A 23,644-nucleotide genomic window follows, 5' to 3' on the forward strand; every position below is an offset into this window, starting at 1 on the left:
AATCCTCTATTACGCGTCCGGTACAGCCTGGAACGGGGCTTCTTTATCCGTACGTTCTTTGTTGCCCCAGGCGGCGACGCCGACTTTGAGCGCATAGAACAGGATGCTGAACACCACGAACAGGAACAGCGCCGTCAGCGTTGCGTTGGTGTAGGCGTTCCAGATCACGTGCTGCATCTGGTCGATGTTCTTGGCCGGAGCCAGGATCTGGCCGTTGGCCAACGCATCGCTGTACTTCTTGGCCAGCGACAGGAAGCCGATCGCAGGGTTCGCGTCGAACAGCTTGATGAAGCCCGCCGTGGTGGTGCAGATCAGCAGCCAGACGGCTGGCAGCATGGTCACCCAGATGTAGCGTTGGCGTTTCATTTTGATCAGCACAACGGTTGCCAGCATCAGCGCGATACCCGCCAGCATCTGGTTGGAGATACCGAACAGCGGCCACAAGGTGTTGATGCCGCCCAATGGATCGATCACGCCTTGGTACAGCAGGTAACCCCACATGGCCACGCAACCAGCGGTCGCGATCAGGTTGGCCGTCCAGGACTCGGTGCGTTTCAGCGCCGGCACGAAGGAACCCAACAGGTCTTGCAGCATGAAGCGACCGGCACGGGTACCGGCGTCCACCGCCGTCAGGATGAACAGCGCTTCGAACAGGATCGCAAAGTGGTACCAGAACGCCATGGTGTTTTCACCCGGCAGCACACTGTGCAGGATCTGCGCGATCCCCACCGCTAGCGTCGGTGCACCACCGGCACGCGCCAGGATGGTGGTTTCACCGATGTCATGGGCGACGGCAGACAGCGCCTCAGGCGTGATCGCAAAGCCCCAGCTGCTGACGGTCTGCGCCACGGTGACCACGTCCGTGCCGACAATCGCGGCCGGGCTGTTCATGGCGAAGTACACGCCAGGTTCGATCACCGACGCGGCAACCATGGCCATGATGGCCACGAACGACTCCATCAGCATGCCGCCGTAACCGATGTAGCGGGCATGGCTTTCACTGGCCAACAGTTTGGGCGTAGTGCCCGACGAGATCAGTGCGTGGAAACCCGATACCGCGCCGCAGGCAATGGTAATGAACAGGAATGGGAACAGACCGCCCTTCCATACCGGACCGGTGCCATCGATGAACTGGGTCAACGCCGGCATTTTCAGGTCGGGCATGGTCACCAGGATGCCAATTGCCAAGGCAATGATGGTGCCGATTTTCAAGAAGGTCGACAGGTAGTCGCGTGGCGCGAGGATCAGCCACACCGGCAGTACCGCCGCGACGAAGCCGTAGCCGATCAGCATCCAGGTGATCTGTATACCGGTGAAGGTGAAGGCCTTGGCCCAGACCGGGTCAGCGGCAATCTGCCCGCCCAGCCAGATCGAGCCCAGCAGCAACAGCACGCCGATGATCGAAATTTCACCAATGCGGCCCGGGCGGATGTAGCGCATGTAGATGCCCATGAACATCGCGATCGGGATGGTCGCCATCACCGTGAAGATGCCCCACGGGCTCTCGGCCAGGGCCTTGACCACGATCAGCGCCAGCACCGCAAGGATGATGATCATGATCAGGAAGCAGCCGAACAGCGCGATGGTCCCAGGGATGCGGCCCATCTCTTCGCGGACCATGTCCCCCAGGGAGCGGCCGTTGCGACGAGTGGACAGGAACAGGATCATGAAGTCCTGCACGGCACCGGCCAGCACCACGCCGGCAATCAGCCAGAGCGTGCCAGGCAGGTAGCCCATTTGCGCCGCCAGTACCGGGCCGACCAATGGGCCTGCACCGGCAATCGCCGCAAAGTGGTGACCGAAAAGGATGTGTTTGTTGGTCGGCACATAGTCCAGACCATCATTATTGACCACTGCGGGGGTGGCCCGCCGTGGATCGAGTTGCATCACGTTATTAGCGATGAACAGGCTGTAGTAACGGTACGCAACCAGATAGATGGCCACCGCAGCGACCACAATCCACAAGGCGTTGATCGCCTCGCCGCGGCGCAAGGCCACTACGCCCAGGGCGCACGCTCCTACAATTGCCAGCACCAGCCAGGGTAGATGGCGTAGCAGGCTATTATTATTTTTCATTTTTATATTCCAGCCAGGGTGGACAGAAAGGACAGCCATCCGGAGTTTAGCGCTACTGGCCTTAAAGGCCACCCCCCTACGTTGGTCTAGAGCCTTCTAAGGGTAAAAAAAGCAGAAATAACGGCCCGATGATGGCGCAGGGCTACAATCCTTCTAACCACAGAGGGTTCTCACCATGACCGAGCAGCCGTCTGACCGCCGTCGTTTTCGCCGGATCGCCTTTGATGCCAAGACCGAACTTCGGCAAAACGGGCGCGAATGGCCAGTGCAATTAGTAGATTTGTCGCTAAAGGGCCTGTTGGTGCAACGGCCCGAAGACTGGAAGGGCAATAAGGCGCTGCCGTTCGATGTCGACATACGCCTGGATCCCAAGGCGCATATAAAAATGCAAGTGCGACTGACCCATGAGGATCATGGGCAACTGGGCTTTGTGTGCAAAGACATCGATCTGGAGTCGATCAGCCACTTGCGGCGGCTGATCGAGTTGAATCTGGGCGACCAGGAAGAGTTGGAGCGAGAGCTGGGTGCTTTGCTGGAGGTATGAACCGCCATTATGGTTGAGCATGAATGGCTGACAGGCGCTGGATTGGTGCTGCTGGGTGTTATAACGGGTTTTATCGGAACCAATACGGGAGGCAGCGTATTTCTAACCGTTCCAGTGATGATCTGGCTTGGGATACCCCCTCAGTCTTCGATAGCAACCGCTCGCCTGGCTTCGGTAGGCACTATGTTCGCCGGCTTGAGGCACTTTCATAACAGTGGAAAAGTGGATTTCAGGCTAGCGGCCCCCGCGGCGGCACTTGGGTTGGCCGGCGCCTTGATCGGTGCAAGCCTGCTCGTGCAAATAGACCCCGCGCTGCTGCATAAAATCATTGGCGGCCTGACGCTACTATTGGTGGCACTTTCACTCATCAGGAAGCCTCATTCACCGAAGGCCACCCCCTCATCGCTCAGACGCTTTTGCGGCTATGTACTGTTTGTTCCCGTGGGCATGATTGGCGGTTTATTTGGCGGACAAGCCAAGTTATCAACTTATTTGTATATTATTTTTTTTAAAAAAACGATCAGTGAATCAATTGGTACTCGGAAAGTCGGAGGTCTCATCCTCTCAGTTGGCTCGTTAATAATATTCGGTATCAGCGGCATCATTAATTGGCAGTACGGATGTTGCCTGATCATAGGCACGCTGGTGGGCGCCAATGCGGGCGCCAAGTTTGCTCTACAGAAAGGCGATAAGTGGATGGAGAGCGCTTTCAATGTCGTCGTCGTTGCCTTGGCGTTGAAAATGCTCTTCTGGTAGCGGTTCTCTCACGGGAAAAACGACAGTTCAGGGAAATGCCGTACGCGTGGGGAAGTCGCTTTCCGTGTCCCAGTAACCCGCTTTCTGGCTCACCGCGACCTGCCACTGCCCATCCACAAAACGATAGGTTTGGTAGCGGGTGGCAAAATCATCCTCGCCATCACCGTCCATAAATGAAGAAACTTGCAGCAGCTCATCCGCGCCACCTTTGACCGGCGATGCAACCCGCCACGCGGCCTTGCCGGTCTGGGCCAAGGTCAGCGTCTTGAACTTGCCGTCAGCGTCCTTGTAACTCATAGGCTCAAGTTTTTGCTTGGCCGGCAGCAGCACTTGAGTTGCCGGGCCACTGTAACTCCCCATTGGCGCGGTCTGATCAATGATCAGAAAATACACCGCGTCCGGTAGGCCTTTGAGCGGGGCTTTCTTGACCTCGGCCAAGGGATAACCGAGGTCGTCGTGCGCGACTAAATCCCCCGACGCCGACAGCAATCGCACCTGGGCTCCGAGCAGCGGGTTTTCTACCAGGTCACCGGGTTCGTCGAACGAATCCTCATCCAGGCCACTGCCCCAACTGTCCTTGTGCATCTGGGCGCTGATGCGTTGATCTTCGAGTACCTGCAAGACGCTGCCGTCTTGTGTCACCAGTTTTTGGGCCAGGCGGTAACCGGCCGGCAGCTTGGCCGTGTCGGCCCACGCCATCGCAGGCAACCCGGCCAAGGCGATAAACAAGGCGATAACACCCCACCTACTCGATCGTTGCATTGCATCCATCCTTGATCTATTCGAAAAGTGCATCCAACGCCTGCTCCAAGCGCGTCACCCCAATAATCTGTATCCCCGGCGGCGACTCCTTCGGCGCATTACCCTTGGGCACGATGGCGCGCTTGAAGCCGTGCTTGGCTGCTTCCTTGAGGCGCTCCTGGCCGCTGGGCACCGGGCGTACTTCGCCCGATAGGCCGACTTCACCAAACACCAGCAAGTCATGCGGCAACGGCCGATTACGCAGGCTGGACATCACCGCCGCCATCAACGCCAGGTCAGACGCGGTCTCCAGCACCTTGACCCCACCCACGACGTTCAGGAATACATCCTGGTCATGGGTCGGAATGCCGCCGTGTCGGTGCAACACCGCGAGCAGCATGGCCAGGCGGTTTTGATCCAGACCCAAGGTCACACGGCGCGGGTTGGCCAGATGACTGTCATCCACCAGCGCTTGCACTTCCACCAGCATCGGGCGAGTGCCTTCCCACGTTGCCATTACCACACTGCCTGGGACTTCTTCCTGAGCGCGAGTCAGAAAAATCGCCGACGGGTTGGAGACTTCTTTCAGCCCCCGGTCTGTCATGGCGAACACGCCCAACTCGTTTACCGCACCAAAACGGTTCTTCACCGCCCGCAGCAAACGCAGGCGGCCGTCGGATTCGCCTTCGAAATACAGCACAGTGTCGACCATATGCTCCAACACCCGTGGCCCGGCCAGCGCGCCTTCTTTGGTCACATGGCCCACGAGGAAGATCGCCGTGCCGCTTTGCTTGGCATAACGCACCAGCAGCGCCGCGCTCTCGCGCACCTGGGACACACCGCCCGGCGCTGATTGCAGTTGCTCGGTGAAAATCGTCTGGATCGAGTCGATCACCATGACCTTGGGCTTTTCGATACGCGCCGTGGCAATGATGCTTTCGATGCAGGTTTCGGTCATGACCCGCAGTTGATCCTGGGGCAAACCCAGGCGACGGGCGCGCATGGCCACTTGCTGCTGGGATTCTTCGCCAGTGACGTACAGCGCCGGCATGCGACTGGCGATGCTGCACAGGGTTTGCAGCAGGATCGTCGATTTACCGATACCCGGATCGCCGCCGATCAGCACCACCGAGCCGTCCACAAGACCACCACCCAATACCCGGTCGAGCTCGCCGGAAGCGGTGGAGAAACGCGGAATTTCTTCAACGCTGACTTCGGCCAACGTCTTGATCTGCGCCTGTTGCCCGGTCCAGCCGGCACGGCCGGTGGGGGCCGCCGCGCCGCCGCTTTCGATCATGGTTTCAGTCAGGGTGTTCCACGCACCGCATTCGCTGCACTGGCCGGCCCACTTGGGAAAGGTCGCGCCGCACTCCGTGCAGCCGTACATGCGCTTGGCCTTTGCCATTTGAGAACCTCCAACCGAAAAACCGCGATGATAGCTCAGCGCGGCGCCGGGGTCCGGATTTCACCGCTGGCCAATCGTGAAGCACTGTTGCCGATCGGGTCTTCGGCATTGAGGTCGGCGCCTTTGGCTTTCAGCTCATCCAACAGCTCGACGCGCTTGAACAGCCCGGCATACATGGCCGCCGTCTGCCCGGCGCCATTGCGCTGGTCGGGGTTGCAGTCGGTGGCCAGCAGGCGTTGGGCAATTTTCAGTTCGCCCTTGAAGATCGCGCCCATCAGCGCTGTGTTGCCGCGTTTGTCCTGCACGCAGGCGTCGGCACCGGCGTTGAGCAAGCGCTCCACGAACGGGCCCTGACCGTGGTACGCGGCGAGGATCAACGCGGTGTAGCCCTTGTCATCCTGGGTGTTGAGGCTATAGCCGGAGTCGATAAAGGTATTGAGCATGTCGAGGTCGCCACGACGCGAGGCGTCGAAGTAGTAATCCTGCAACTGGGCCTTGAGCGCGACCGGGTCGGGCGACTCGGCGTGGGCGACAAAGGCCAGCATGGCCATCAGCAGACCGATAGAAATTCGCATGGGTGTTCTCCTGCCAAGGGTCGACGCCCGTCTCTGGGCGCCGACCATAACCAACGGATCAGTCAGTCAGTTTTTCCGCCAGCGCCTTCACGCGCGCCAGGTCCCCCTTGGCAACCTTGGCTACGCCAGTGCCGTACTCCGGGTCGGCTTTGTAAAGGAACGACAGGATGATGTGCTTGCTTTCATCATCGGTGGTTGCCAGCGAGCCGCCGAAGTTCTCGATCAGGTCCTGACGCTCTTTTTTATTGAAGGAGCGGTACAGATCACCGGCCTGCTTGAAGTTCTGCTCACGCTGGATCTTCGTCTGCTGGGTGCTGCCCGACAGGGCCGATTGGCTGTAGCGCGCGGTTTGCGGCTCTTCCCGAGGCTCCAGGCGGCTTGGCTGGTAGTTCACGCCGCTGGTGGTTTTGCCGAAATTCAGTGCGCCGTCCTGATTGCCATTGTTGACGGTCACGCGTGGCGCGTTGATCGGCAGTTGCAGGGCATTGGCGCCCAGGCGGTACATCTGGGTGTCAGCATAGGAAAACACCCGGCCTTGCAGCAGGCGGTCTTCCGACGGTTCGATGCCCGGAACCAGGTTGGCCGGGGCCATAGCCACCTGCTCGGTTTCCTGGAAGACGTTGGCCGGGTTGCGGTTGAGTACCATCTGCCCGACTTTGCGCTCGGGCACATTCGGCCAGATCTTGGTGGCGTCCAGTGGGTCGAAGTCGAACTTGGCCAGGTCTTCAGGCTTGAGCACCTGCACGTACAGGTCCCACTTGGGGAAGTCGCCCTTGTTGATATGCGTGACCAGGTCGTTGGTCATGTGGCTGTAGTCACGGCCCTGCACTTCGGTGACTTGCTTGGGATCAAGGTTCTTGATGCCTTGCAGGCTCTTCCAGTGGAATTTGACGTAGTGCACTTCGCCCTTGGCGTTGATCAGCTTGTAGGCGTGCACGCCGTTGCCATCCATTTCCCGATAGCTGGCCGGGGTGCCGGAGTCGGAGTACAGCTCGGTCAGCGTGCGCGTGGACTCGGGCACGTGGGAGAAGAAGTCAAAGCGACGGGAGTCGTCATCGAGGTTGGTGCGCGGGTCAGGTTTGAACGCGTGGACCATGTCCGGGAACTTGATGGCATCGCGGATAAAGAACGTCGGGAAGTTGTTGCCCACCAGGTCCCAGTTGCCGTCGGCGGTGTAGAACTTGGTGGCGAAACCGCGCGGGTCGCGCAGGGTTTCCGGGGAATGGTTGCCGTGTACCACGGCGGAGAAGCGCACGAATACCGGTGTGGTTTCGCCCGCCGCGAATACCTTGGCCTTGGTCAAGTCGCTGAGGTTATCGGTGACCGTGAAGGTACCGTGGGCGCCGGTGCCACGGGCGTGTACCACGCGCTCCGGGATGCGTTCGCGGTCGAAGCGTTGCAGCTTCTGGATCAGTTGCACGTCTTGCAGCAGTACCGGGCCGTTGGCGCCGGCGGTCTGCGAGTTCTGGTTGTCACCCACCGCCGCACCGTTATCGCGGGTCAAGTTGGCGGCTTGCACAGAGAGGGACAGCAGGCTGGCGGTCACCAGTACCAGCGCGGTTCGCGCTGTAACAGGCCCGCGGCTCATTGGGGTTTTCATCAAGGTTTCCTCTGGTTTTTTTAATGCACATTCAGTTGTGCTTGCCAGAGGCTAGTGACCCGAGCGTCAGAAGATAAATAGAAAAGACGTACCAACCCGATTGATAAAATAATCTGGTAAGCACCTGATTTGGCGCGTATTTCGCGCGCAATTGATGGCACTTTGCAAACTATTTGCGATTTAATGTGTCGATAAAAACTAACAGTGTTAACGGTTGTGTCAGGCAAGCCCGCTATGACTGACTTACACTGAGCCCCACCCTTCTCATCTGTAACAAGGAATAACCTATGGGCGTGATCAGTGAGTTCAAGGCCTTCGCGGTCAAAGGTAATGTGGTCGACATGGCCGTCGGTATCATCATCGGCGCCGCCTTCGGCAAAATTGTTTCCTCCTTTGTAGGCGACGTGGTGATGCCACCCATTGGTCTGTTGATTGGTGGCGTGGACTTTGGTGACCTGGCAATAACGCTCAAGGCCGCACAGGGCGATGTGCCTGCGGTCGTCCTGGCGTATGGCAAGTTCATCCAGAGCGTGATCGACTTTGTCATCGTCGCGTTTGCGATCTTCATGGGTGTGAAGGCGATCAACCGCCTGAAACGTGAAGAAGCCGTGGCGCCAAGCCTGCCACCGACGCCGACCAAGGAAGAAGTGTTGCTGGGTGAGATCCGTGATCTGCTCAAGGCACAGAACGACAAGCCGCTTCAGTAAATACCGGTTTGAAAAAAAGGCGCCTGCTTGAGGCGCCTTTTTTATTACCAGTAGTTTTCTACCGCCACCTGACCAGGGCGACGGCTCAGGCTCAGATTCATATCGCGCTGCTTGAGCAACTGCCGCGTGTCATCAACCATCTGCGGGTTGCCGCAGATCAGCACACGGGAGTGCTCCGGGGCCAGCTCGACGCCGGCCGCGCGTTCCAGTTCGCCATTTTCAATCAGCGTCGTGATGCGCCCATTCAGCGCGCCTGGGTGTTGTTCACGGGTCACGATAGGAATGTAGGTGAGCTTGTGCGCGTATTCGGCCAGGTACTCGCGCTCGCCCAGTTCCTTGATCAGCGCCTGATAGGCCAGCTCCTTCGCTTCGCGGGCGCTGTACACGAGGAGGATGCGCTCGAATTTCTCCCACACCTCGAAGTCCTGCAGGATCGACAAAAACGGCGCCACCCCGGTGCCAGTGCCCAGCATCCACAAATCGCGGCCATCGACGAAACGGTTCAACGTCAGGAATCCGGTGGCCTGGCGTTCCACCATCAAGGTGTCGCCCACCCGCAGGCGACTCAGCTCACTGGTGAACTCACCGCCCGGGACAACGATCGAGAAAAAATCCAAGTGCTCATCAAACGGCGAGGACACTAAGGAATAGGCGCGCCAGACGGTGCTGCCATCCGCCTTGGTCACCCCCACGCGTACGAATTGGCCGGCAGTGAACCGGAAACCGGGATCGCGGGTGGTGCGCAGGGTAAACAGGCTGGGGGTCAGCGATTGCACATCGAGCAAGGTCTGGCGGGTGAATTTCTCAGCGCTGGCCGTCATGGGGGCCTCCGTTCAACAGGTGCCCTAGTGTCCCTCAAAGTGGCGCATGGAAACACCTATGGTTGGTAGTGGTATCGCGCGATGCGTGCAGTAGTGGCTATCCAATTGCACCGCCAATCAATTTGCTATTAGCCTTTCAACCCTGTCTATAAACACGTTGTTAGCTGATCGTTACACCGCCTTTAAACGCCTAATAAACCGTGACATTCAGACGGCCCGCGGCCAACGCCAGCAGGTTCCTTTGCAGAAAAATTCTTAAAGACCTGCGCGCCAAAACGAAATTTTCCTCTCGATATGTAGCCGTTGTCCTACACTCATTTTCGTGCAGCGTTGGGGGTCCAGGACGTACCTCAAGGCACGGAGAATTCCATGGAGTAATACCAATGATTAACTGGCGCAACACACGGCTTCCCAAACTGGAAGGCGAAGATGAGGTCACCAGCGTGTTTGAAATGGTGGGCATCAGAACGCTAGAGCTCGGCTTCCAACACTGTTCCTTCAAGATGAGCGCTAACCTGCCAAAAAACCAAGTCAATCCGATTGAATTCACCAACTACCCAAATGAATGGAAAACAGTCTATGACCAGGCGAGCTTCTTTGGCGTAGACCCGGTGGTGAAGCATTGCAGGGAGAACCCGCTGCCCATTGTCTGGAAGGAAGAAACCTTTAAAGACGTACCCAGCCTTTGGTCATTGGCGCAGACGTTAGGCGTGCACATGGCGCTGACCATAACCGTCCATGATTTCCGGGGCATGTTCAGCATGTTGACCCTGAGCCGTGGTAAAGGCGCAATCACGCCGGAAGAGCTCTACGAAAAATCCGGGCTGATGCTGTGGTTATGTCACGCGATGCATACAGTTCTGGCGCATAAATACGCCGACAAACCCAGCACCCACCCCGCCAGCCTATTGACCCCGCGTGAAACGGAAGTGCTCATGTGGTCCGGCAAGGGCAAGACCGCAGCGGACATCGCCGCCATCCTTTGTTTATCAGAACGCACTGTAGGCTTTCATGTCTGCAGTTGCCTGAAAAAACTGGGGGTCAACAACAAGATCGCCGCCGTGCTCCGCGCCGCGCAAGACGGGATTATTTAACCCGCCAACAATCACCGCATGTAATCCCGCTGAAAAAAAAGTAACATTTGCGGCCAATTCTGAGTGTTGAGCAGCCCCCCCGGGAGGCCGCCCGTGGTTCACTCAGACGTCTCGGCTGGCCACTGCCGAACACTTATCGTTTACCCAGAGCCTCCCCCGCCATGCCCCTGCTCGAAAGCCCCTTCGCCCAGCTCGATCTGATCCGCCAGCCAGAGCAACATAATGATCCGCTGCAAGCCTTCGATGCGGCAGACGAGCACCTGCTCAATCATCTGGCCGAACAGCAGCCGACGACTGATACACGCGTATTGGTGCTCAATGACAGCTTCGGCGCCCTGGCCGCCAGCCTACAAGGCCACGTGCAGGTAACCTCCAGCGGCGACTCATTCCTGGCAGCCCAGGGCCTGGAGAAAAACCTGGTGCGCAACAGCAAGGCGTTTGACGCTGTGCCGTTCATCCCGGCCAGCCAGGCCCCGGCCGGGCCTTTTGACCGCGTACTGATCCGCGTGCCGAAAACCCTGGCCCTGCTCGAAGAGCAACTGATCCGCCTGCAAGGCCAACTTGCGCCAGGCGCCGAAGTGATTGCCGGGGCGATGATCAAGCACTTGCCACGGGCGGCGGGCGAGTTGCTGGAGCGCTACATCGGGCCGATGCACGCATCGCTGGCGGTCAAGAAAGCGCGATTGCTGATCGCCACTGTTGAAGATCGTCCCGCGGCTGTCTCGCCGTATCCGACCCGCTACACCCTGGACGCGCCAGCCATCGAGTTGCTGAACCACGCCAACGTGTTCTGCCGCGAAAGCCTAGACATCGGCACCCGTGCGTTCCTGCCGCACCTGCCGAAAAACCTGGGCAGCGCGCGGGTGGCAGACCTGGGGTGTGGCAACGGCGTACTGGCGATTGCCAGCGCGCTGCAAAACCCCGAGGCGCAATACACCCTGGTGGACGAGTCCTATATGGCCGTGCAGTCGGCGGCCGATAACTGGCAAGCAGCGCTCGGTGAGCGCGACGTCATCGTACGCGCCGCCGATGGCTTGGCCGGCCAGGCGCCCGATTCGCTGGACGTGGTGCTGTGCAACCCGCCGTTCCACCAGCAACAGGTGGTCGGTGACTTCCTCGCCTGGCGTATGTTCCAGCAGGCGCGTGAAGCACTGGTAGTCGGCGGCGCCCTCTATATAGTCGGCAACCGCCACCTGGGTTATCACACCAAGCTGGCACGCTTGTTCCGGGGCGTCGAGCAAATCGCCACCACGCCGAAATTCGTGATCCTCAAAGCGCGCAAATAAAAAAGGCCCCGCCACTGCGAGCAGAGGCGGGGCCAAAAACCGTGCCGCAAGGCAACGGGATGGGATGTCAGTGGGTGGTCAAGCCAGCCGCGTTCATGAACATGCGCATAAGGCTCGCCACGACGAACAAGGCCAGCACGCTGCCAGTCCAGATCATCGCCAGCCACCCCAGGCGCCGCCACAACGGCTGTTTCTCGGCCTGTTCAATCTCGTGCAACGTAGGCTTGCCAGACATGAGACGACCCTCCTAGTGATAACCGTCTTCGTGGGTGACCTTGCCGCGGAACACGTAGTAGCTCCAGAAGGTGTAGCCCAGGATGAACGGGATGATGAATAACGTGCCCACCAGCATGAAGCCCTGGCTTTGCGGCGGCGCGGCAGCGTCCCAGATCGACACCGATGGCGGAATGATGTTCGGCCACAGGCTGATACCCAGGCCGCTGTATCCCAGGAAGATCAGCACCAGTGTCAGCAGGAACGGCGTGTAGTGCGCGTTGCGTGCCACGGCGCGGAACAGACCGTACATGGTCACCAGCACCAGGATCGGCACTGGCAGGAACCAGAACAGGTTTGGCAGGGTGAACCAGCGCGAGGCAATTTCCGGGTGCGTCAGCGGCGTCCAGATACTCACGATGCCGATCACGGCCAGCACCACGAACGCCAGGGGCCGCGCCAGGTTGTGCATCTTCTCCTGCAACGGGCCTTCGGTCTTCATGATCAGCCAGGTGCAACCGAGCAACGCATAGGCCACGATCAACGCCACACCGCAGAACATCGTGAACGGCGTGGCCCAGTCCAGCGAACCGCCGGCGAACTGGCGATTCACCACCGGGATGCCATCGATAAACGCCCCCAGCGCCACGCCTTGGAAGAACGTTGCAGCCAACGAGCCGCCGATAAACGCCTTGTCCCACAGGTGACGCTTTTGGTCTTTGGCCTTGAAGCGGAACTCGAACGCGACCCCGCGAAAGATCAGCCCGATCAGCATCAGGATCAGCGGCAGGTACAGCGCCGACAACACCACCGAATAGGCCAACGGGAACGCGCCGAACAGTGCCGCGCCGCCCAATACCAACCAGGTTTCGTTACCGTCCCAGACCGGCGCCACGGTGTTCATCATCACATCACGGTCGGTCTTGCCTGGGATAAACGGAAACAGGATGCCGATACCCAGGTCGAAGCCGTCCATGACCACGTACATCATGATGCCGAAGATGATGATCACGGCCCAGATCAGCGGAAGATCAATACCCATCTCAATTCCCCTTGTGCTGGATGTCGTCGTGCTCATTGTCGGTGCCGTCATCGGCAGCAGACAAAGGACGTGCCGGCGTACGTTTCTGGCCAGGGCCGCCGTGGGTTGGCTCGGTCACGTCATGGGCCACAGGGCCTTTGCGCACCAAACGCATCATGTAGCCAAGGCCCGCACCAAACAGCGCGAAGTACACCACCACGAACAACACCAGGGTAATGGTCATCTGCGCCAGGCTATGCCCGGACGAAGCATCCGCTGTGCGCATCAAGCCGTAGACCACCCACGGCTGGCGGCCGATCTCGGTGGTGAACCAACCCGCAAGGATCGCAATCAGGCCGGATGGGCCCATCCACAACGCCAGGTACAGGAACGGTTTGGACGTGTACATCTTGTCGCCCCGGCGCAGCCATAGGCTGAACAGGCCGGTGAAGATCATCAGGAAGCCCAGGCCGACCATGACCCGGAACGACCAGAACACGATGGTCGAATTAGGACGATCTTCCGGAGGGAAGTCCTTGAGTGCAGGCACCTGTTTATCCAGAGAGTGGGTCAGGATCAGGCTGCCCAGGTACGGAATTTCCACCGCGTATTTGGTTTTTTCGGCCTTCATGTCGGGCCAGCCAAACAGGATCAGCGGTGTCGGTTCGTTGCCTTTGTTTTCCCAGTGGCCTTCAATCGCGGCGATTTTCGCCGGCTGGTGCTTCAAGGTATTGAGGCCATGGAAGTCGCCGATCACCGCCTGGATCGGCGCAACGATCAGGGCCATCCACATCGCCATCGAGAGCATTTTGCGGATCGCCGGATTGTCCTTGCCGCGCAACAAGTGCCAGGCCGCCGAGGAGCCGACAAAAAACGCGGTGGCCACGAAGGCCGCCGTGGCCATGTGCGCCAGGCGATAAGGGAACGACGGGTTGAAGACCACGGCGAACCAATCAGTTGGGATCACGCGGCCGTCAATGATTTCAAAGCCCTGGGGCGTCTGCATCCAGCTGTTGGACGACAGGATCCAGAAGGTCGAAATCAACGTACCCACGGCCACCATCACGGTGGAGAAAAAGTGCAGGTTGCGCCCGACCTTGTTCCAACCGAATAACATCACGCCGAGGAAACCGGCCTCGAGGAAGAAGGCCGTGAGCACTTCGTAGGTCAGAAGCGGCCCGGTAACGGCGCCGGCAAAGTCCGAGAAGCGGCTCCAGTTGGTGCCGAACTGGTAGGCCATCACCAAGCCGGACACCACGCCCATGCCGAAGTTGACGGCAAAGATCTTCGACCAGAAGTGGTAGAGGTCACGGTAAGTGTCGTTGTGGGTCTTGAGCCACAAGCCTTCCAGCACCGCAAGGTAACTGGCCAGGCCGATGGTGATCGCCGGGAACAGGATATGGAATGAGATGGTGAACGCGAACTGGATTCGGGCGAGATCTAGCGCCTCCAAACCGAACATAAGTTTTCCTCTTTCAGGTAATACCGAATGCCGGCCGGCGGCCTGCAATCACTGCCCCCATCGATATGGAGTACGCCGAATTTCAATTCGTTTCTTTTTTTGTCCAATCACGCTGGGATGCTTGCCTGGCCTGCCGCCTTGCACTGACGCTGCGAAGGCATTGACCTGGATCAAGCATTGCTAAAAGAGTAGTCCCATTTTTGCGGTTGGCCTGTGTGGTCTTTTGCCGCGTGACAGACTGCCTCAGCTCAGTTCTTGCAACTATCTGTTACAACTTAATGATAATCTCGGCGCTTCCTCCGGCCTTGACCCGAATTCCCGATGCCTAGCGAACCTGCGTTGCTGTTACGTCACCACCGCCCTTTCATCGCGTTCTGGCTGGCACGGATCTTCACCGCCAGCGGCTTCCAGATGCTCACCGTGGCCATCGGCTGGAACCTCTACCAACTGACGGGCAATGTGCTGGACCTGGGTTTGGTCGGCTTGGTGGAATTCGTGCCGCGCGTGCTGTTCATGCTGCACACCGGGCATGTGGCCGACCGCTATGAGCGACGCAAGGTCGCCGCCATCTGCCAGACCGTGCAGGCGCTGATTGCGCTGTCCCTGGCCATCGGTGGCCTGACCGGCAACGTAACCCGCGAGATGATCTTTATCCTCGCCTTCCTGCTCGGCGCCGCGCGCTCATTTGAAATGCCCACCACCCAGGCGATGCTCCCGAGCCTTGTGCCCGCCGCACTGTTCCCACGGGCCGTGGCCTCATCGCAGTCGGCCCAGCAGTTGGCGACCATTGTCGCCCCGGCCCTTGGCGGTTTGCTCTACGCCTTCGGCAGCGTGTGGGTGTATGGCCCCACGGTGGTGCTGTACCTGATCGCGTGCGTGCTGACCCTGAATTTGCCCGCGCGCCAAACGCCGCTAAACAAAGCCAAGGCGACCATGGACTCTCTGCTTGCCGGCATCCGCTTTATCCGCAGCCGCCCGGATATTCTCGGTGCCATCTCCCTCGACTTGTTCGCCGTGCTGCTGGGCGGTGCCACCGCGCTGCTGCCAGTGTTCGCCAAGGACATCTTGCTGACCGGCGCCTGGGGCCTGGGCCTGTTGCGTTCGGCACCGGCGGTGGGCGCGTTATTGATGTCGTTATGGTTGGCGCGGTTCGCGGTGGACCGGCATGTGGGGCGAGTGATGTTCACCGCCGTCGGCGTATTCGGCGTGGCGACCATCGCGTTCGGCCTGTCTACCTCGTTCTGGTTTTCCCTGGCGGTGCTGGTGGTGCTGGGTGCGGCGGACATGATCAGCATGGTGATCCGCGCCTCGTTCGTGCAACTGGAGACACCGGATGAAATGCGCGGGCGGGTCAGTGCGGTCAACGGGTTGTTTATCGGCGCGTCGAATCAGTTGGGCGAGTTTGAATCGGGCATCACCGCCCACTGGTTCGGCACCGTGCCTGCCGTGGTCATGGGCGGGATCGGTACGCTGGTGGTGACGGGGGTGTGGATCAAGCTGTTCCCGACCCTGGCGAATCGGGATCGGATGCATGTGCCGGTGGAAGAGCCCAAGGTTTAAGCCACACCGCAAAACACTGTGGGAGCTGGCCCGCCAGCTCCCACACTTGATCTTCAGTGGCTTGGAGATTGGCGTCAAAGCACTTTGTCCAAGGTGATCGGAAACTCCCGCACTCGCTTCCCCGTAGCGTGATAAATCGCATTCGCCACCGCCGCCGCCACACCCACAATACCGATCTCACCAACCCCCTTGGACCCGAGGGCATTGACGATCTCGTCGTGTTCTTCGACAAACACCACGTCAATCTCGCCGATATCAGCGTTGACCGGGATGTGGTACTCCGCCAGGCTATGGTTCATGTAACGCCCCAATTGATGGTCGATCTGGGTTTCTTCGTGCAGGGCCATGCCAATACCCCATACCACCCCGCCGAGGATCTGGCTGCGCGCCATCTTCGGGTTGACCACGCGCCCGGCGGCAATCGCGCTGACCACCCGGCTGACGTTGATCGTGCCCAGGTCTTCGTCCACGCGCACCTCGACAAATACTGCCGAATGGGTGGCAGTAGCAAACCCCTCGCGCTGCTTGTCGGGCTCGCTGTCGACCTGCACCTCCAACACGTCTTCGCCACTGTCCTTGACCAACTGCGCCAACGACACACTGACGTCACCCGTATGCAGTTGGCCGTCTTCAAAGCGTACGGCCTCGGCCTCCTTGAATACCGGATACGTCTGCCGGGCAACGGCCAACAGCTTGGCGTTCAACGCTTCGCAGGCCTGCTGCACAGCCGTGCCGACGGAGGACACCGTAAACGACCCGCCCTGCAGCGGCGCAGTGGGCAACGATGAATCCCCCAACAGAAAGTCCACGTCCTCAACCGCCACGCCACTGGCCTGGGCCGCGATCTGGGTCATCACCGTGTAGGTGCCCGTGCCGATATCGGTGGTGGCGCTGCTGACGGTCAGTTTGCCCTTGGCATCAATACGCGCCTTGGCGCTGGCCTTCATCTGCATCGCCTCCCACACGCCGCCGGCCATGCCCCAGCCGATCAACTGGCGGCCGTCGCGCATGCTGCGCGGTTCCGGGTTGCGTTGGTGCCAGCCGAAACGCTCGGCACCTTCGCCGTAACACTCGCGCAGGGCTTTGCTCGACCAGGGCTTGTCTTCGTTCTGATTGCGTTCGGCATAGTTGATCAGCCGCAGTTGCACCGGGTCCATCCCCAATGCGCTGGCCAATTCGTCCATGGCGCACTCCAGGCCGATCACCCCGAGGGCCGCCCCAGGTGCACGCATGTCCAGCGGCGTGAATACATCCAGTGGCACCAACTTATAAGTCAGCTGCACGTTATCGCAGTGGTAGAGCATGCCGCTCCATTCCACCACGTGCTCACTGAAATCCTCGAAGCGCGACGTCTGGCCAATCGCGGTGTGCCCCAGTGCCAGCAGGCGGCCGTTGGCGGCGGCGCCCAGCTGCAAACGCTGCAAGGTGCGTGGGCGGTAGCCGAAGGTGAACATCTGCTGACGCGTCAGCGTGACCCGCACCGAGCGCTTGAGTGCCAGGGACGCCATCACCGCCAGCGGCAATTGGTACTGCGGGCGCAGGCCGGAGCCAAAGGCGCCGCCGACAAATGCCGCGAAGATACGCACCTGGCTTTTATCCAGGCCGAAGACTTTTTGCACATAGGCCTGGCAGTTCTGCGGGCCTTGGGTCTTGTCGTGGATGTGCAGCGTGCCGTCCGGCTGAAACAGCACGGTGCTGGCGTGGGGCTCCATCGGGTTGTGGTGTTCGATAGGGGTGCTGTAGTGCAGATCCAGGCTGACGGCAGCGCCGGTCCATTCGGCCTGGAAGTTGCCGCGCGGCTTGGGCGGCGTCTGCGGCGACGCGTACGCCTGTTCCTGCAAGGCCAGCAAGTCGGTTTCAAAGGCTTCGGTTTCGTACTCGATCTCCACCAGGGAGCCGGCATGTCGCGCCAGCTCGAGGTTATCGGCGATCACCAGCGCCAGTGGCTGGCCGCTGTACAGTACCCGATCGTTGTACAGCGGGCGAAACGGCGAGCCGTCGGCGGCATCATCGTCCTGGAAAGCATCATCGTAGCTGGCGATTTTTGGCCGATTGAGGTGATGGAGAACCTCCACCACACCCGGCAGCGCCAGCGCCTTGGTCGCGTCGATACGCAGCACCCGGCCCTTGGCCACGGTGCTCGACACTACGCTGCCATGCAGCAGGCCTTCTTCGGGAAACTCACCGGCATACCGCGCCTTGCCTGTGACCTTGAGCAGACCGTCAACGCGGTCCAAGGGTTTGCCGATAGCACTCATGGGCGTTCTCCTGCGACAGCGGCGTCGCTCAGGGCGCGAATAATCCCCCGGCGTGCCAGCTTGATCTTGAAGCCGTTGTGTTGCAGCGGCTCGGCGTCTTGCAACAGGGCATCGGCGGCGTGACTGAAGGTTTCGCGGCTAACAACCTGGCCGATCAGTGCGGCTTCCACCGCGCGGTCACGCCAGGGTTTGTGGGCCACGCCACCCAGGGCCAGGCGCGCGTCGATGATGGTGTCGCCGTCCAGCTCAAGCGCGGCAGCCACAGACACCAGGGCGAACGCATAGGAGGCACGGTCGCGGATTTTCAGGTAATTGCTATGGTTTGCCAGATGATCGGCGGGCAGTTCGATGGCGGTGATCAGCTCATCGTCGGCCAATTGGTTGTCCCGTTGCGGCGCATCACCCGGCAGGCGATGAAAGTCGGCGAACTCAATGACCCGCGAACCGCCGCGCCCCTCTACATGCACCCTCGCCTCCAGCGCTGCCAAAGCGACGCACATGTCGGAGGGATGGGTCGCGACGCACTGTTCACTGGCGCCGAGGATCGCGTGAATACGGTTCAAACCGGTGCGTGCCGGGCAGCCACTGCCGGGCTCACGCTTATTGCACGGCACGGTCGCGTCATAGAAGTAGTAGCAACGGGTGCGCTGCAACAGGTTGCCGCCGGTACTGGCCATGTTGCGCAGTTGCGGAGAGGCGCCGGCCAGGATGGCCTGGGACAGCAGCGGGTAACGCTGTTCGATCAGCGGGTGCCAGGCCAGGTCGGCGTTGCTCACCAACGCGCCGATCAGCAGACCGCCACCGGCAGTCTCCTGAATGTCATTCAGGGGCAATCCGGTGATATCGATGAGATGCTCGGGGCGGCTGATGTTTTCTTTCATCAGGTCCAGCAGGTTGGTGCCACCGGCAATAAAGCGCGACGCGGCGCTGCTCAGATGAACCGCTTCTTTCACATCCGCAGGCTTGCTGTAGTGGAAGGGATTCATTGTTCACCTCCCACTACGTCTTCAATGGCATCGCGAATATTGCTGTAGGCCCCACAGCGGCACAGGTTACCGCTCATCAGCTCTTGGATTTGCGCCGTGTCGTGGGCGCGGCCTTCATTGGCCAGGCCGACGGCCGAGCAGATCTGGCCAGGGGTGCAGTAACCGCATTGGAAGGCATCGTGTTTGATAAACGCCTGCTGCATCGGGTGCAGTTGGTCGCCGTTGGCCAGGCCTTCGATGGTGGTGAGTTCGGCACCGTCGCACATCACCGCCAGCGTCAGGCAGGCATTGATCCGTTTGCCATCGCGCAAGACGGTGCAGGCGCCGCATTGGCCGTGGTCGCAGCCTTTTTTGCTGCCGACCAGGTCCAGTTGCTCGCGCAGCAGGTCCAACAGCGTGGTCCAAGGCAACACGTCCAGCTGGCGGTCCTGGCCGTTGAGGCGCAGGCGTATCGGGTGGCTGACGAACGGCTGGGCCGCCGCGCCATTGGGGGTCGCGCTCATAAACACCTCACGGGTTGGTGTACATCCGCGGCGTTAGAAAAGTCGCCGTCTCAGGGGTACGACTTCTCGTGGTTTTGAGCGTTCAAGAAGATTGATCAGCGGATATTGAGCAGGGTTTTCAGGGTATTTCGCGGGGGGTTGATCGAGGCGTTGCTGTATTCGAACCAGCCTTGGGCTTGGACATTCAGGTCAAACACATAGATGTAGCCCATCAAAGTGCCAGCCCCGCTGCAGGCCTCGCTGATGTTGCCGACCTGGCATACCGGCGTGCGCTGGCCGTTCAACACCGCGCCATTAAAGAGGCCAACCGGGTTATTGCCCAGGCCGACTTCCATCACAGAAACCCTGGTGGGCCCGCGGTGTTCACACATTTGGGTAGTGCTTACACGTTCCGGAATGGTCTCGCTGCACTTTGCCGACTCGACCTTGAACACACGCACTTCGCTCAAGGGCGGTGCAGTCGCGCCCCACGCCGGTGCTGCGCCGAGCAACAGGCTGATACAGGGGATCAGGGCTAGACTCCACGGGTTAGCGTTTTTCATGCTGCGGGTGACCTTCGTTTAAACGTCGGCGCAGTATGCCTCAAGGCCTCGGCTGCTGGTATGATGCGCCGCTTTTTCCGATCCTCTCTGAAACCAAAGGCGCTTGGCGCAGTTTGTGCTTTGACTTAGAGGTCAACAAATCACGACGCCACAGAGCGTCACAGGGAGCAGGCATGCTGGAAAAGCTGTTTCAACTCAAGGCACACAACACCAACGTGCGCACCGAGATCCTCGCGGGCATCACGACATTCCTGGCCATGGCCTACATCCTGTTCGTGAACCCGAGCATCCTCGGCGAGACCGGCATGGACAAGGGCGCGGTGTTCGTTGCGACCTGCCTGGCGGCGGCCATCGGTTCGACCGTGATGGGCCTGATCGCCAACTACCCGATCGCACTCGCGCCGGGCATGGGCCTCAACGCCTTCTTTACCTACACCGTGGTCCTGCACATGGGCCATACCTGGCAGGTTGCGCTGGGTGCGGTGTTTATCTCGGCGGTGCTGTTCTTCCTGCTGTCGATCTTTCGTATCCGTGAGTGGATCATCAACAGTATTCCCCTGCCCCTGCGCTCGGCGATTGCCGCGGGTATCGGCCTGTTCCTGGCGCTGATTGCGCTGCACAACGCCGGGATTGTGGTTGCCAACCCGGCCACGCTGGTTGGCCTGGGTGACTTGAAGCAACCGGCTCCAATCCTCGCCACCCTGGGTTTCGTGCTGATCGTTGCGCTGGAGGCCCTGGCGGTACGCGGAGCCGTGCTGATTGGCATCCTGGCAGTGACCATCGTGTCGATCCTGCTGGGCGTCACCCCGTTCGGCGGCGTGACCTCAATGCCGCCGTCCCTGGCCCCGACTTTCCTTCAGTTGGATATTAAAGGCGCGCTGGATATCGGCCTGGTGAGCGTGATCTTCGCGTTCCTGTTCGTCGACCTGTTCGATAACTCCGGCACCCTGATCGGCGTCGCCAAGCGCGCGGGCCTGATGGGCAAGGACGGCCACATGCCGAAAATGGGTCGCGCACTGATCGCCGACAGCACCGCCGCCATGGCCGGTTCGCTGCTGGGTACGTCGACGACTACCAGCTACATCGAATCGGCTGCCGGCGTGAGCGCGGGTGGCCGCACCGGTTTGACCGCCATCGTAGTAGCGATCCTGTTCCTGCTGGCGCTGTTCTTCTCGCCACTGGCCGCCAGCGTTCCCGCCTTTGCCACCGCACCCGCGTTGCTGTTCGTGGCCGTGCTGATGACCTCCGGCCTGGCCGAAATCGACTGGGACGACATTACCGTTGCAGCGCCGGTGGTGATCACCGCCCTGGCGATGCCCTTCACTTACTCCATTGCCAACGGCATCGCCTTCGGTTTCATCGCCTGGACCGCCATCAAGCTGCTTTCGGGCCGCTACCGTGAGCTGAACCCGGCGCTGGTGATTCTGTCGATTCTGTTTGTGATCAAGCTGGGCTGGTTCAACGCATGACTTTTGACGCCGCACGCTACACCGCTCAACTACAAGACAAGGTCACGCGCTTGCGTGACCTGCTGGCACCGTTCGATGCACCGCAGCCACAGGTCTTCGACTCGCCCCTGCAGAACTTCCGCCTGCGCGCGGAGTTCCGCCTGTGGCGCGAAGGCGGTGAGCGCCACTACGCGATGTTTTCCCAGGACGACAAGCGCACGCCGATCCTGATCGAAGAATTCCCTATCGCAAGCCTGCGTATCAACCAGTTGATGCCGCAACTCAAGGCCGCCTGGCAAGCCAGCGCCGCCCTGAGCCACAAGCTGTTCCAGGTGGAGTTCCTCACCACCCTGGCCGGCGACGCGATGATTACTCTGTGCTATCACCGCCCGCTGGACGAGCATTGGCACGCTGCCGCGAACCAGCTGGCTGCCGACTTGAACGTCAGCATCATCGGCCGCTCGAAGGGCAAGCGCGATGTGATCGGCCATGATTACGTGGTGGAAAAACTCGACGTTGGCGGGCGCACCTTCAGCTACCGCCAACCCGAAGGTGCCTTCACCCAACCCAACGGCACGGTGAACCAGAAGATGCTCAACTGGGCATACGAAGCCTTGGGTGACCGCCCGGATGATTTGCTTGAGCTGTACTGCGGCAACGGCAACTTCACCCTGCCCTTGGCAACCCGCGTGCGCAAAGTGCTGGCCACCGAGATCAGCAAGACCTCAGTGAATGCAGCCCTGAGCAACCTCGATGAAAACGCAGTGGATAACGTCACCCTGGTGCGACTCTCCGCTGAGGAACTCACCGAAGCCCTTAACGAAGTGCGCCCGTTCCGCCGCCTGCACGGCATCGACCTGAAGAGCTATGAGTTCGGCAGCGTGTTCGTCGACCCACCGCGCGCCGGCATGGACCCGGACACCTGCGAACTGACCCGACGCTTCGACAATATCCTGTACATCTCCTGCAACCCGGAGACGTTGGCGGCGAACATCGCGCAACTGCATGACACGCACCGCATTACCCAATGCGCGCTGTTTGACCAGTTCCCGTGGACGCACCATATGGAATCCGGGGTGTTACTGACTCGGCGGTAGTTCAACGTCCTCAGGTTCCTTCTTGCGTGGCCGCCCGCCCTTCTTGCCATTGGCTCGGGCGGCGGCAGATTTGGCGGCGCTGCTTTTGCGACCGTTGCGCGAGGCAACCAAACTGGTGGCTAGGTCCATCAGCGGTTTGCTGGTGGCGATCAGGCCCGTGACCGAAACATCCAAGTCCTGGGCCTCACAGCACAGCGCCTTTCCGCCAAAGCCGACTTCAAGTTGCTCAAAGTCCTCCAAGGAAAACCCCGCGAACTCGGGCAGGCCAGCCACCGGCAGTACAACGCGACTGCCGTCGCTGAAGCCGATGGAAATGCAGTTGTCCTCATAACGCACAGAGCTGGCGCGGGCATAAAGGTGCCGTGTCTTACGCCCTCGGGCTATCGCCTTTTCGACATCGGCCTCAGTGAGCGGTTTATAGGGGACAACTTTGGCTTTTACGATTTGCTTCATAGTTCAATCTCCACAAAACCCGGTGCCCTGACCAGATTCAAAATTGTTTTCTGCCCAACGACATCGTGCCGGGCACGCGCGATCACATAAACACCCGGCTGAATGATCAGCCCAGGCAACACCTCGCGGGCCTCCCAATCCCAGGAGTGATTCTCCAGGCAGACCGTTTGCAGGTATTCCCACCAGATCCTGCGTGCCCGCGCCAGGTAATGCCGCTGCATGATCGCCTCGCGTATTTCTTTCAAAACCGCCAGGGGTGGCTGCCGCCGCTCAGGCTCGACATCCCACAACTCAACATCCCCATCCAGAAAACTGAAACTAAAACGCGCATCCCATCCGTTCCCCCTCACATGCACATGGGGCGGGCAATGCTCATCCCTGATAAACACCGAAATCACATATCCCTTGTAAGCGCCTACTTTCATCGTAACCCATCCGTTAGGTTATTTTCCGCCAGGTAACAATTTTCCCGTGCCACCCGACAACCGGCTTCATA

Annotated in this window: 23 protein-coding genes; 8 read left to right on the forward strand and 15 right to left on the reverse strand. The window is 60.0% G+C overall.

Features of this window, described 5'->3' with window-relative positions:
• Positions 1 to 9: 9 nt before the first annotated feature.
• A complete protein-coding gene (locus tag AB4O35_RS01875; protein WP_057024512.1) occupies positions 10 to 2,076 on the reverse strand; it encodes a carbon starvation CstA family protein in 2,067 nt (688 codons plus the stop codon).
• A 175-nt stretch (positions 2,077 to 2,251) separates the two neighbouring features.
• Here AB4O35_RS01875 and AB4O35_RS01880 point away from each other — a divergent pair, with 175 nt between their 5' ends.
• Together AB4O35_RS01880 and AB4O35_RS01885 are read left to right on the forward strand one after the other, a co-directional pair.
• Entirely contained in the window at positions 2,252 to 2,620 is a 369-nt protein-coding gene (locus AB4O35_RS01880) for a PilZ domain-containing protein (RefSeq protein WP_065875339.1), read from the forward strand.
• A 9-nt stretch (positions 2,621 to 2,629) separates the two neighbouring features.
• Positions 2,630 to 3,376, forward strand: a complete 747-nt coding sequence (locus AB4O35_RS01885; RefSeq protein WP_065945488.1) for a sulfite exporter TauE/SafE family protein — start codon at positions 2,630 to 2,632, stop codon at positions 3,374 to 3,376.
• Between the two features lie 27 nt (positions 3,377 to 3,403).
• On the opposite strand, the gene AB4O35_RS01890 is transcribed toward AB4O35_RS01885, so the two are convergent.
• From AB4O35_RS01890 to katB, 4 genes are read right to left on the reverse strand one after another with little or no spacing between them, the layout of a single operon-like run.
• Positions 3,404 to 4,138 carry a hypothetical protein gene (locus tag AB4O35_RS01890; protein WP_065891140.1) on the reverse strand — a complete coding sequence of 245 codons (735 nt, stop codon included), beginning with the start codon at positions 4,136 to 4,138 and terminating at the stop codon, positions 3,404 to 3,406.
• Between the two features lie 16 nt (positions 4,139 to 4,154).
• The gene (gene radA, locus AB4O35_RS01895; protein ID WP_049711449.1) at positions 4,155 to 5,522 is read right to left on the reverse strand and encodes a DNA repair protein RadA; all 1,368 of its coding nucleotides are present in this window, start codon (positions 5,520 to 5,522) and stop codon (positions 4,155 to 4,157) included.
• Between the two features lie 35 nt (positions 5,523 to 5,557).
• On the reverse strand, positions 5,558 to 6,097 hold the full coding sequence (locus AB4O35_RS01900; protein ID WP_460149487.1) for an ankyrin repeat domain-containing protein: 540 nt from the start codon (positions 6,095 to 6,097) through the stop codon (positions 5,558 to 5,560).
• Positions 6,098 to 6,155: 58 nt separating this feature from the next.
• Positions 6,156 to 7,697 (reverse strand): catalase KatB, encoded by a 1,542-nt coding sequence (katB, locus tag AB4O35_RS01905; protein ID WP_065875343.1) that lies wholly within the window; start codon positions 7,695 to 7,697, stop codon positions 6,156 to 6,158.
• Positions 7,698 to 7,984: 287 nt separating this feature from the next.
• On the opposite strand from katB, the gene mscL reads away from it, so the two are divergent.
• Positions 7,985 to 8,404 carry a large-conductance mechanosensitive channel protein MscL gene (gene mscL, locus AB4O35_RS01910; protein WP_065880427.1) on the forward strand — a complete coding sequence of 140 codons (420 nt, stop codon included), beginning with the start codon at positions 7,985 to 7,987 and terminating at the stop codon, positions 8,402 to 8,404.
• 44 nt (positions 8,405 to 8,448) lie between these two features.
• Here mscL and AB4O35_RS01915 read toward each other — a convergent pair whose 3' ends face one another.
• Entirely contained in the window at positions 8,449 to 9,225 is a 777-nt protein-coding gene (locus tag AB4O35_RS01915) for a ferredoxin--NADP reductase (protein ID WP_065875345.1), read from the reverse strand.
• A 383-nt stretch (positions 9,226 to 9,608) separates the two neighbouring features.
• Here AB4O35_RS01915 and AB4O35_RS01920 point away from each other — a divergent pair, with 383 nt between their 5' ends.
• The gene (locus tag AB4O35_RS01920; protein ID WP_065909825.1) at positions 9,609 to 10,319 is read left to right on the forward strand and encodes a helix-turn-helix transcriptional regulator; all 711 of its coding nucleotides are present in this window, start codon (positions 9,609 to 9,611) and stop codon (positions 10,317 to 10,319) included.
• A 161-nt stretch (positions 10,320 to 10,480) separates the two neighbouring features.
• Positions 10,481 to 11,605, forward strand: a complete 1,125-nt coding sequence (locus tag AB4O35_RS01925; RefSeq protein WP_065945489.1) for a methyltransferase — start codon at positions 10,481 to 10,483, stop codon at positions 11,603 to 11,605.
• 67 nt (positions 11,606 to 11,672) lie between these two features.
• Here AB4O35_RS01925 and AB4O35_RS01930 read toward each other — a convergent pair whose 3' ends face one another.
• The 3 genes from AB4O35_RS01930 to AB4O35_RS01940 are packed head-to-tail and all read right to left on the reverse strand — an operon-like array spanning position 11,673 to position 14,301.
• Positions 11,673 to 11,840, reverse strand: a complete 168-nt coding sequence (locus AB4O35_RS01930; protein ID WP_010562540.1) for a DUF2474 domain-containing protein — start codon at positions 11,838 to 11,840, stop codon at positions 11,673 to 11,675.
• 12 nt (positions 11,841 to 11,852) lie between these two features.
• Positions 11,853 to 12,860, reverse strand: a complete 1,008-nt coding sequence (gene cydB / locus AB4O35_RS01935) for a cytochrome d ubiquinol oxidase subunit II (RefSeq protein WP_065891144.1) — start codon at positions 12,858 to 12,860, stop codon at positions 11,853 to 11,855.
• Between the two features lies 1 nt (position 12,861).
• Positions 12,862 to 14,301, reverse strand: a complete 1,440-nt coding sequence (locus tag AB4O35_RS01940; protein WP_065880430.1) for a cytochrome ubiquinol oxidase subunit I — start codon at positions 14,299 to 14,301, stop codon at positions 12,862 to 12,864.
• Between the two features lie 321 nt (positions 14,302 to 14,622).
• Here AB4O35_RS01940 and AB4O35_RS01945 point away from each other — a divergent pair, with 321 nt between their 5' ends.
• Complete coding sequence (locus AB4O35_RS01945; protein WP_049711440.1) at positions 14,623 to 15,861, forward strand: MFS transporter; 1,239 nt, start codon at positions 14,623 to 14,625, stop codon at positions 15,859 to 15,861.
• Positions 15,862 to 15,935: 74 nt separating this feature from the next.
• Here the strand turns inward: AB4O35_RS01945 and AB4O35_RS01950 are convergent, their stop codons facing one another.
• From AB4O35_RS01950 to AB4O35_RS01965, 4 genes are all read right to left on the reverse strand, one after another.
• Positions 15,936 to 18,119 (reverse strand): xanthine dehydrogenase family protein molybdopterin-binding subunit, encoded by a 2,184-nt coding sequence (locus tag AB4O35_RS01950; protein ID WP_065945490.1) that lies wholly within the window; start codon positions 18,117 to 18,119, stop codon positions 15,936 to 15,938.
• The gene (locus AB4O35_RS01955; protein ID WP_065880431.1) at positions 18,116 to 19,105 is read right to left on the reverse strand and encodes an FAD binding domain-containing protein; all 990 of its coding nucleotides are present in this window, start codon (positions 19,103 to 19,105) and stop codon (positions 18,116 to 18,118) included. The genes AB4O35_RS01950 and AB4O35_RS01955 overlap by 4 nt, the downstream gene beginning before the upstream one ends.
• On the reverse strand, positions 19,102 to 19,608 hold the full coding sequence (locus tag AB4O35_RS01960) for a (2Fe-2S)-binding protein (RefSeq protein ID WP_065875353.1): 507 nt from the start codon (positions 19,606 to 19,608) through the stop codon (positions 19,102 to 19,104). Before AB4O35_RS01960 ends, AB4O35_RS01955 begins: the two co-directional genes overlap by 4 nt.
• Positions 19,609 to 19,703: 95 nt before the next feature.
• On the reverse strand, positions 19,704 to 20,150 hold the full coding sequence (locus AB4O35_RS01965; protein WP_065875354.1) for a DUF4879 domain-containing protein: 447 nt from the start codon (positions 20,148 to 20,150) through the stop codon (positions 19,704 to 19,706).
• A gap of 173 nt (positions 20,151 to 20,323) precedes the next feature.
• Between AB4O35_RS01965 and AB4O35_RS01970 the strand changes: the two genes are divergently transcribed.
• The gene (locus AB4O35_RS01970; protein ID WP_034117796.1) at positions 20,324 to 21,619 is read left to right on the forward strand and encodes an NCS2 family permease; all 1,296 of its coding nucleotides are present in this window, start codon (positions 20,324 to 20,326) and stop codon (positions 21,617 to 21,619) included.
• Positions 21,616 to 22,695 (forward strand): tRNA (uridine(54)-C5)-methyltransferase TrmA, encoded by a 1,080-nt coding sequence (gene trmA, locus AB4O35_RS01975; protein WP_065875355.1) that lies wholly within the window; start codon positions 21,616 to 21,618, stop codon positions 22,693 to 22,695. Before AB4O35_RS01970 ends, trmA begins: the two co-directional genes overlap by 4 nt.
• Here the strand turns inward: trmA and AB4O35_RS01980 are convergent.
• Both AB4O35_RS01980 and AB4O35_RS01985 read right to left on the reverse strand, forming a co-directional pair.
• Entirely contained in the window at positions 22,678 to 23,148 is a 471-nt protein-coding gene (locus tag AB4O35_RS01980; protein ID WP_065875356.1) for a DUF2442 domain-containing protein, read from the reverse strand. The genes trmA and AB4O35_RS01980 overlap by 18 nt on opposite strands.
• Positions 23,145 to 23,573, reverse strand: a complete 429-nt coding sequence (locus AB4O35_RS01985; protein ID WP_065945491.1) for a DUF4160 domain-containing protein — start codon at positions 23,571 to 23,573, stop codon at positions 23,145 to 23,147. Before AB4O35_RS01985 ends, AB4O35_RS01980 begins: the two co-directional genes overlap by 4 nt.
• Positions 23,574 to 23,644: the final 71 nt, after the last annotated feature.

Source organism: Pseudomonas sp. H1_A03 (genome assembly GCF_054685145.1).

Coding starts and splice junctions, on each gene's coding strand:
- AB4O35_RS01950 (WP_065945490.1), bottom strand. CDS start 18,119: ATGAGTGCTATCGGCAAACCCTTGGACCGCGTTGACGGTCTGCTCAAG.
- AB4O35_RS01890 (WP_065891140.1), bottom strand. CDS start 4,138: ATGCAACGATCGAGTAGGTGGGGTGTTATCGCCTTGTTTATCGCCTTG.
- AB4O35_RS01930 (WP_010562540.1), bottom strand. CDS start 11,840: ATGTCTGGCAAGCCTACGTTGCACGAGATTGAACAGGCCGAGAAACAG.
- AB4O35_RS01940 (WP_065880430.1), bottom strand. CDS start 14,301: ATGTTCGGTTTGGAGGCGCTAGATCTCGCCCGAATCCAGTTCGCGTTC.
- AB4O35_RS01960 (WP_065875353.1), bottom strand. CDS start 19,608: ATGAGCGCGACCCCCAATGGCGCGGCGGCCCAGCCGTTCGTCAGCCAC.
- radA (WP_049711449.1), bottom strand. CDS start 5,522: ATGGCAAAGGCCAAGCGCATGTACGGCTGCACGGAGTGCGGCGCGACC.
- AB4O35_RS01965 (WP_065875354.1), bottom strand. CDS start 20,150: ATGAAAAACGCTAACCCGTGGAGTCTAGCCCTGATCCCCTGTATCAGC.
- AB4O35_RS01920 (WP_065909825.1), top strand. CDS start 9,609: ATGATTAACTGGCGCAACACACGGCTTCCCAAACTGGAAGGCGAAGAT.
- trmA (WP_065875355.1), top strand. CDS start 21,616: ATGACTTTTGACGCCGCACGCTACACCGCTCAACTACAAGACAAGGTC.
- cydB (WP_065891144.1), bottom strand. CDS start 12,860: ATGGGTATTGATCTTCCGCTGATCTGGGCCGTGATCATCATCTTCGGC.
- mscL (WP_065880427.1), top strand. CDS start 7,985: ATGGGCGTGATCAGTGAGTTCAAGGCCTTCGCGGTCAAAGGTAATGTG.
- AB4O35_RS01875 (WP_057024512.1), bottom strand. CDS start 2,076: ATGAAAAATAATAATAGCCTGCTACGCCATCTACCCTGGCTGGTGCTG.
- AB4O35_RS01970 (WP_034117796.1), top strand. CDS start 20,324: ATGCTGGAAAAGCTGTTTCAACTCAAGGCACACAACACCAACGTGCGC.
- AB4O35_RS01915 (WP_065875345.1), bottom strand. CDS start 9,225: ATGACGGCCAGCGCTGAGAAATTCACCCGCCAGACCTTGCTCGATGTG.
- AB4O35_RS01885 (WP_065945488.1), top strand. CDS start 2,630: ATGGTTGAGCATGAATGGCTGACAGGCGCTGGATTGGTGCTGCTGGGT.
- AB4O35_RS01985 (WP_065945491.1), bottom strand. CDS start 23,573: ATGAAAGTAGGCGCTTACAAGGGATATGTGATTTCGGTGTTTATCAGG.
- AB4O35_RS01900 (WP_460149487.1), bottom strand. CDS start 6,097: ATGCGAATTTCTATCGGTCTGCTGATGGCCATGCTGGCCTTTGTCGCC.
- AB4O35_RS01980 (WP_065875356.1), bottom strand. CDS start 23,148: ATGAAGCAAATCGTAAAAGCCAAAGTTGTCCCCTATAAACCGCTCACT.
- AB4O35_RS01880 (WP_065875339.1), top strand. CDS start 2,252: ATGACCGAGCAGCCGTCTGACCGCCGTCGTTTTCGCCGGATCGCCTTT.
- AB4O35_RS01955 (WP_065880431.1), bottom strand. CDS start 19,105: ATGAATCCCTTCCACTACAGCAAGCCTGCGGATGTGAAAGAAGCGGTT.
- AB4O35_RS01945 (WP_049711440.1), top strand. CDS start 14,623: ATGCCTAGCGAACCTGCGTTGCTGTTACGTCACCACCGCCCTTTCATC.
- katB (WP_065875343.1), bottom strand. CDS start 7,697: ATGAAAACCCCAATGAGCCGCGGGCCTGTTACAGCGCGAACCGCGCTG.
- AB4O35_RS01925 (WP_065945489.1), top strand. CDS start 10,481: ATGCCCCTGCTCGAAAGCCCCTTCGCCCAGCTCGATCTGATCCGCCAG.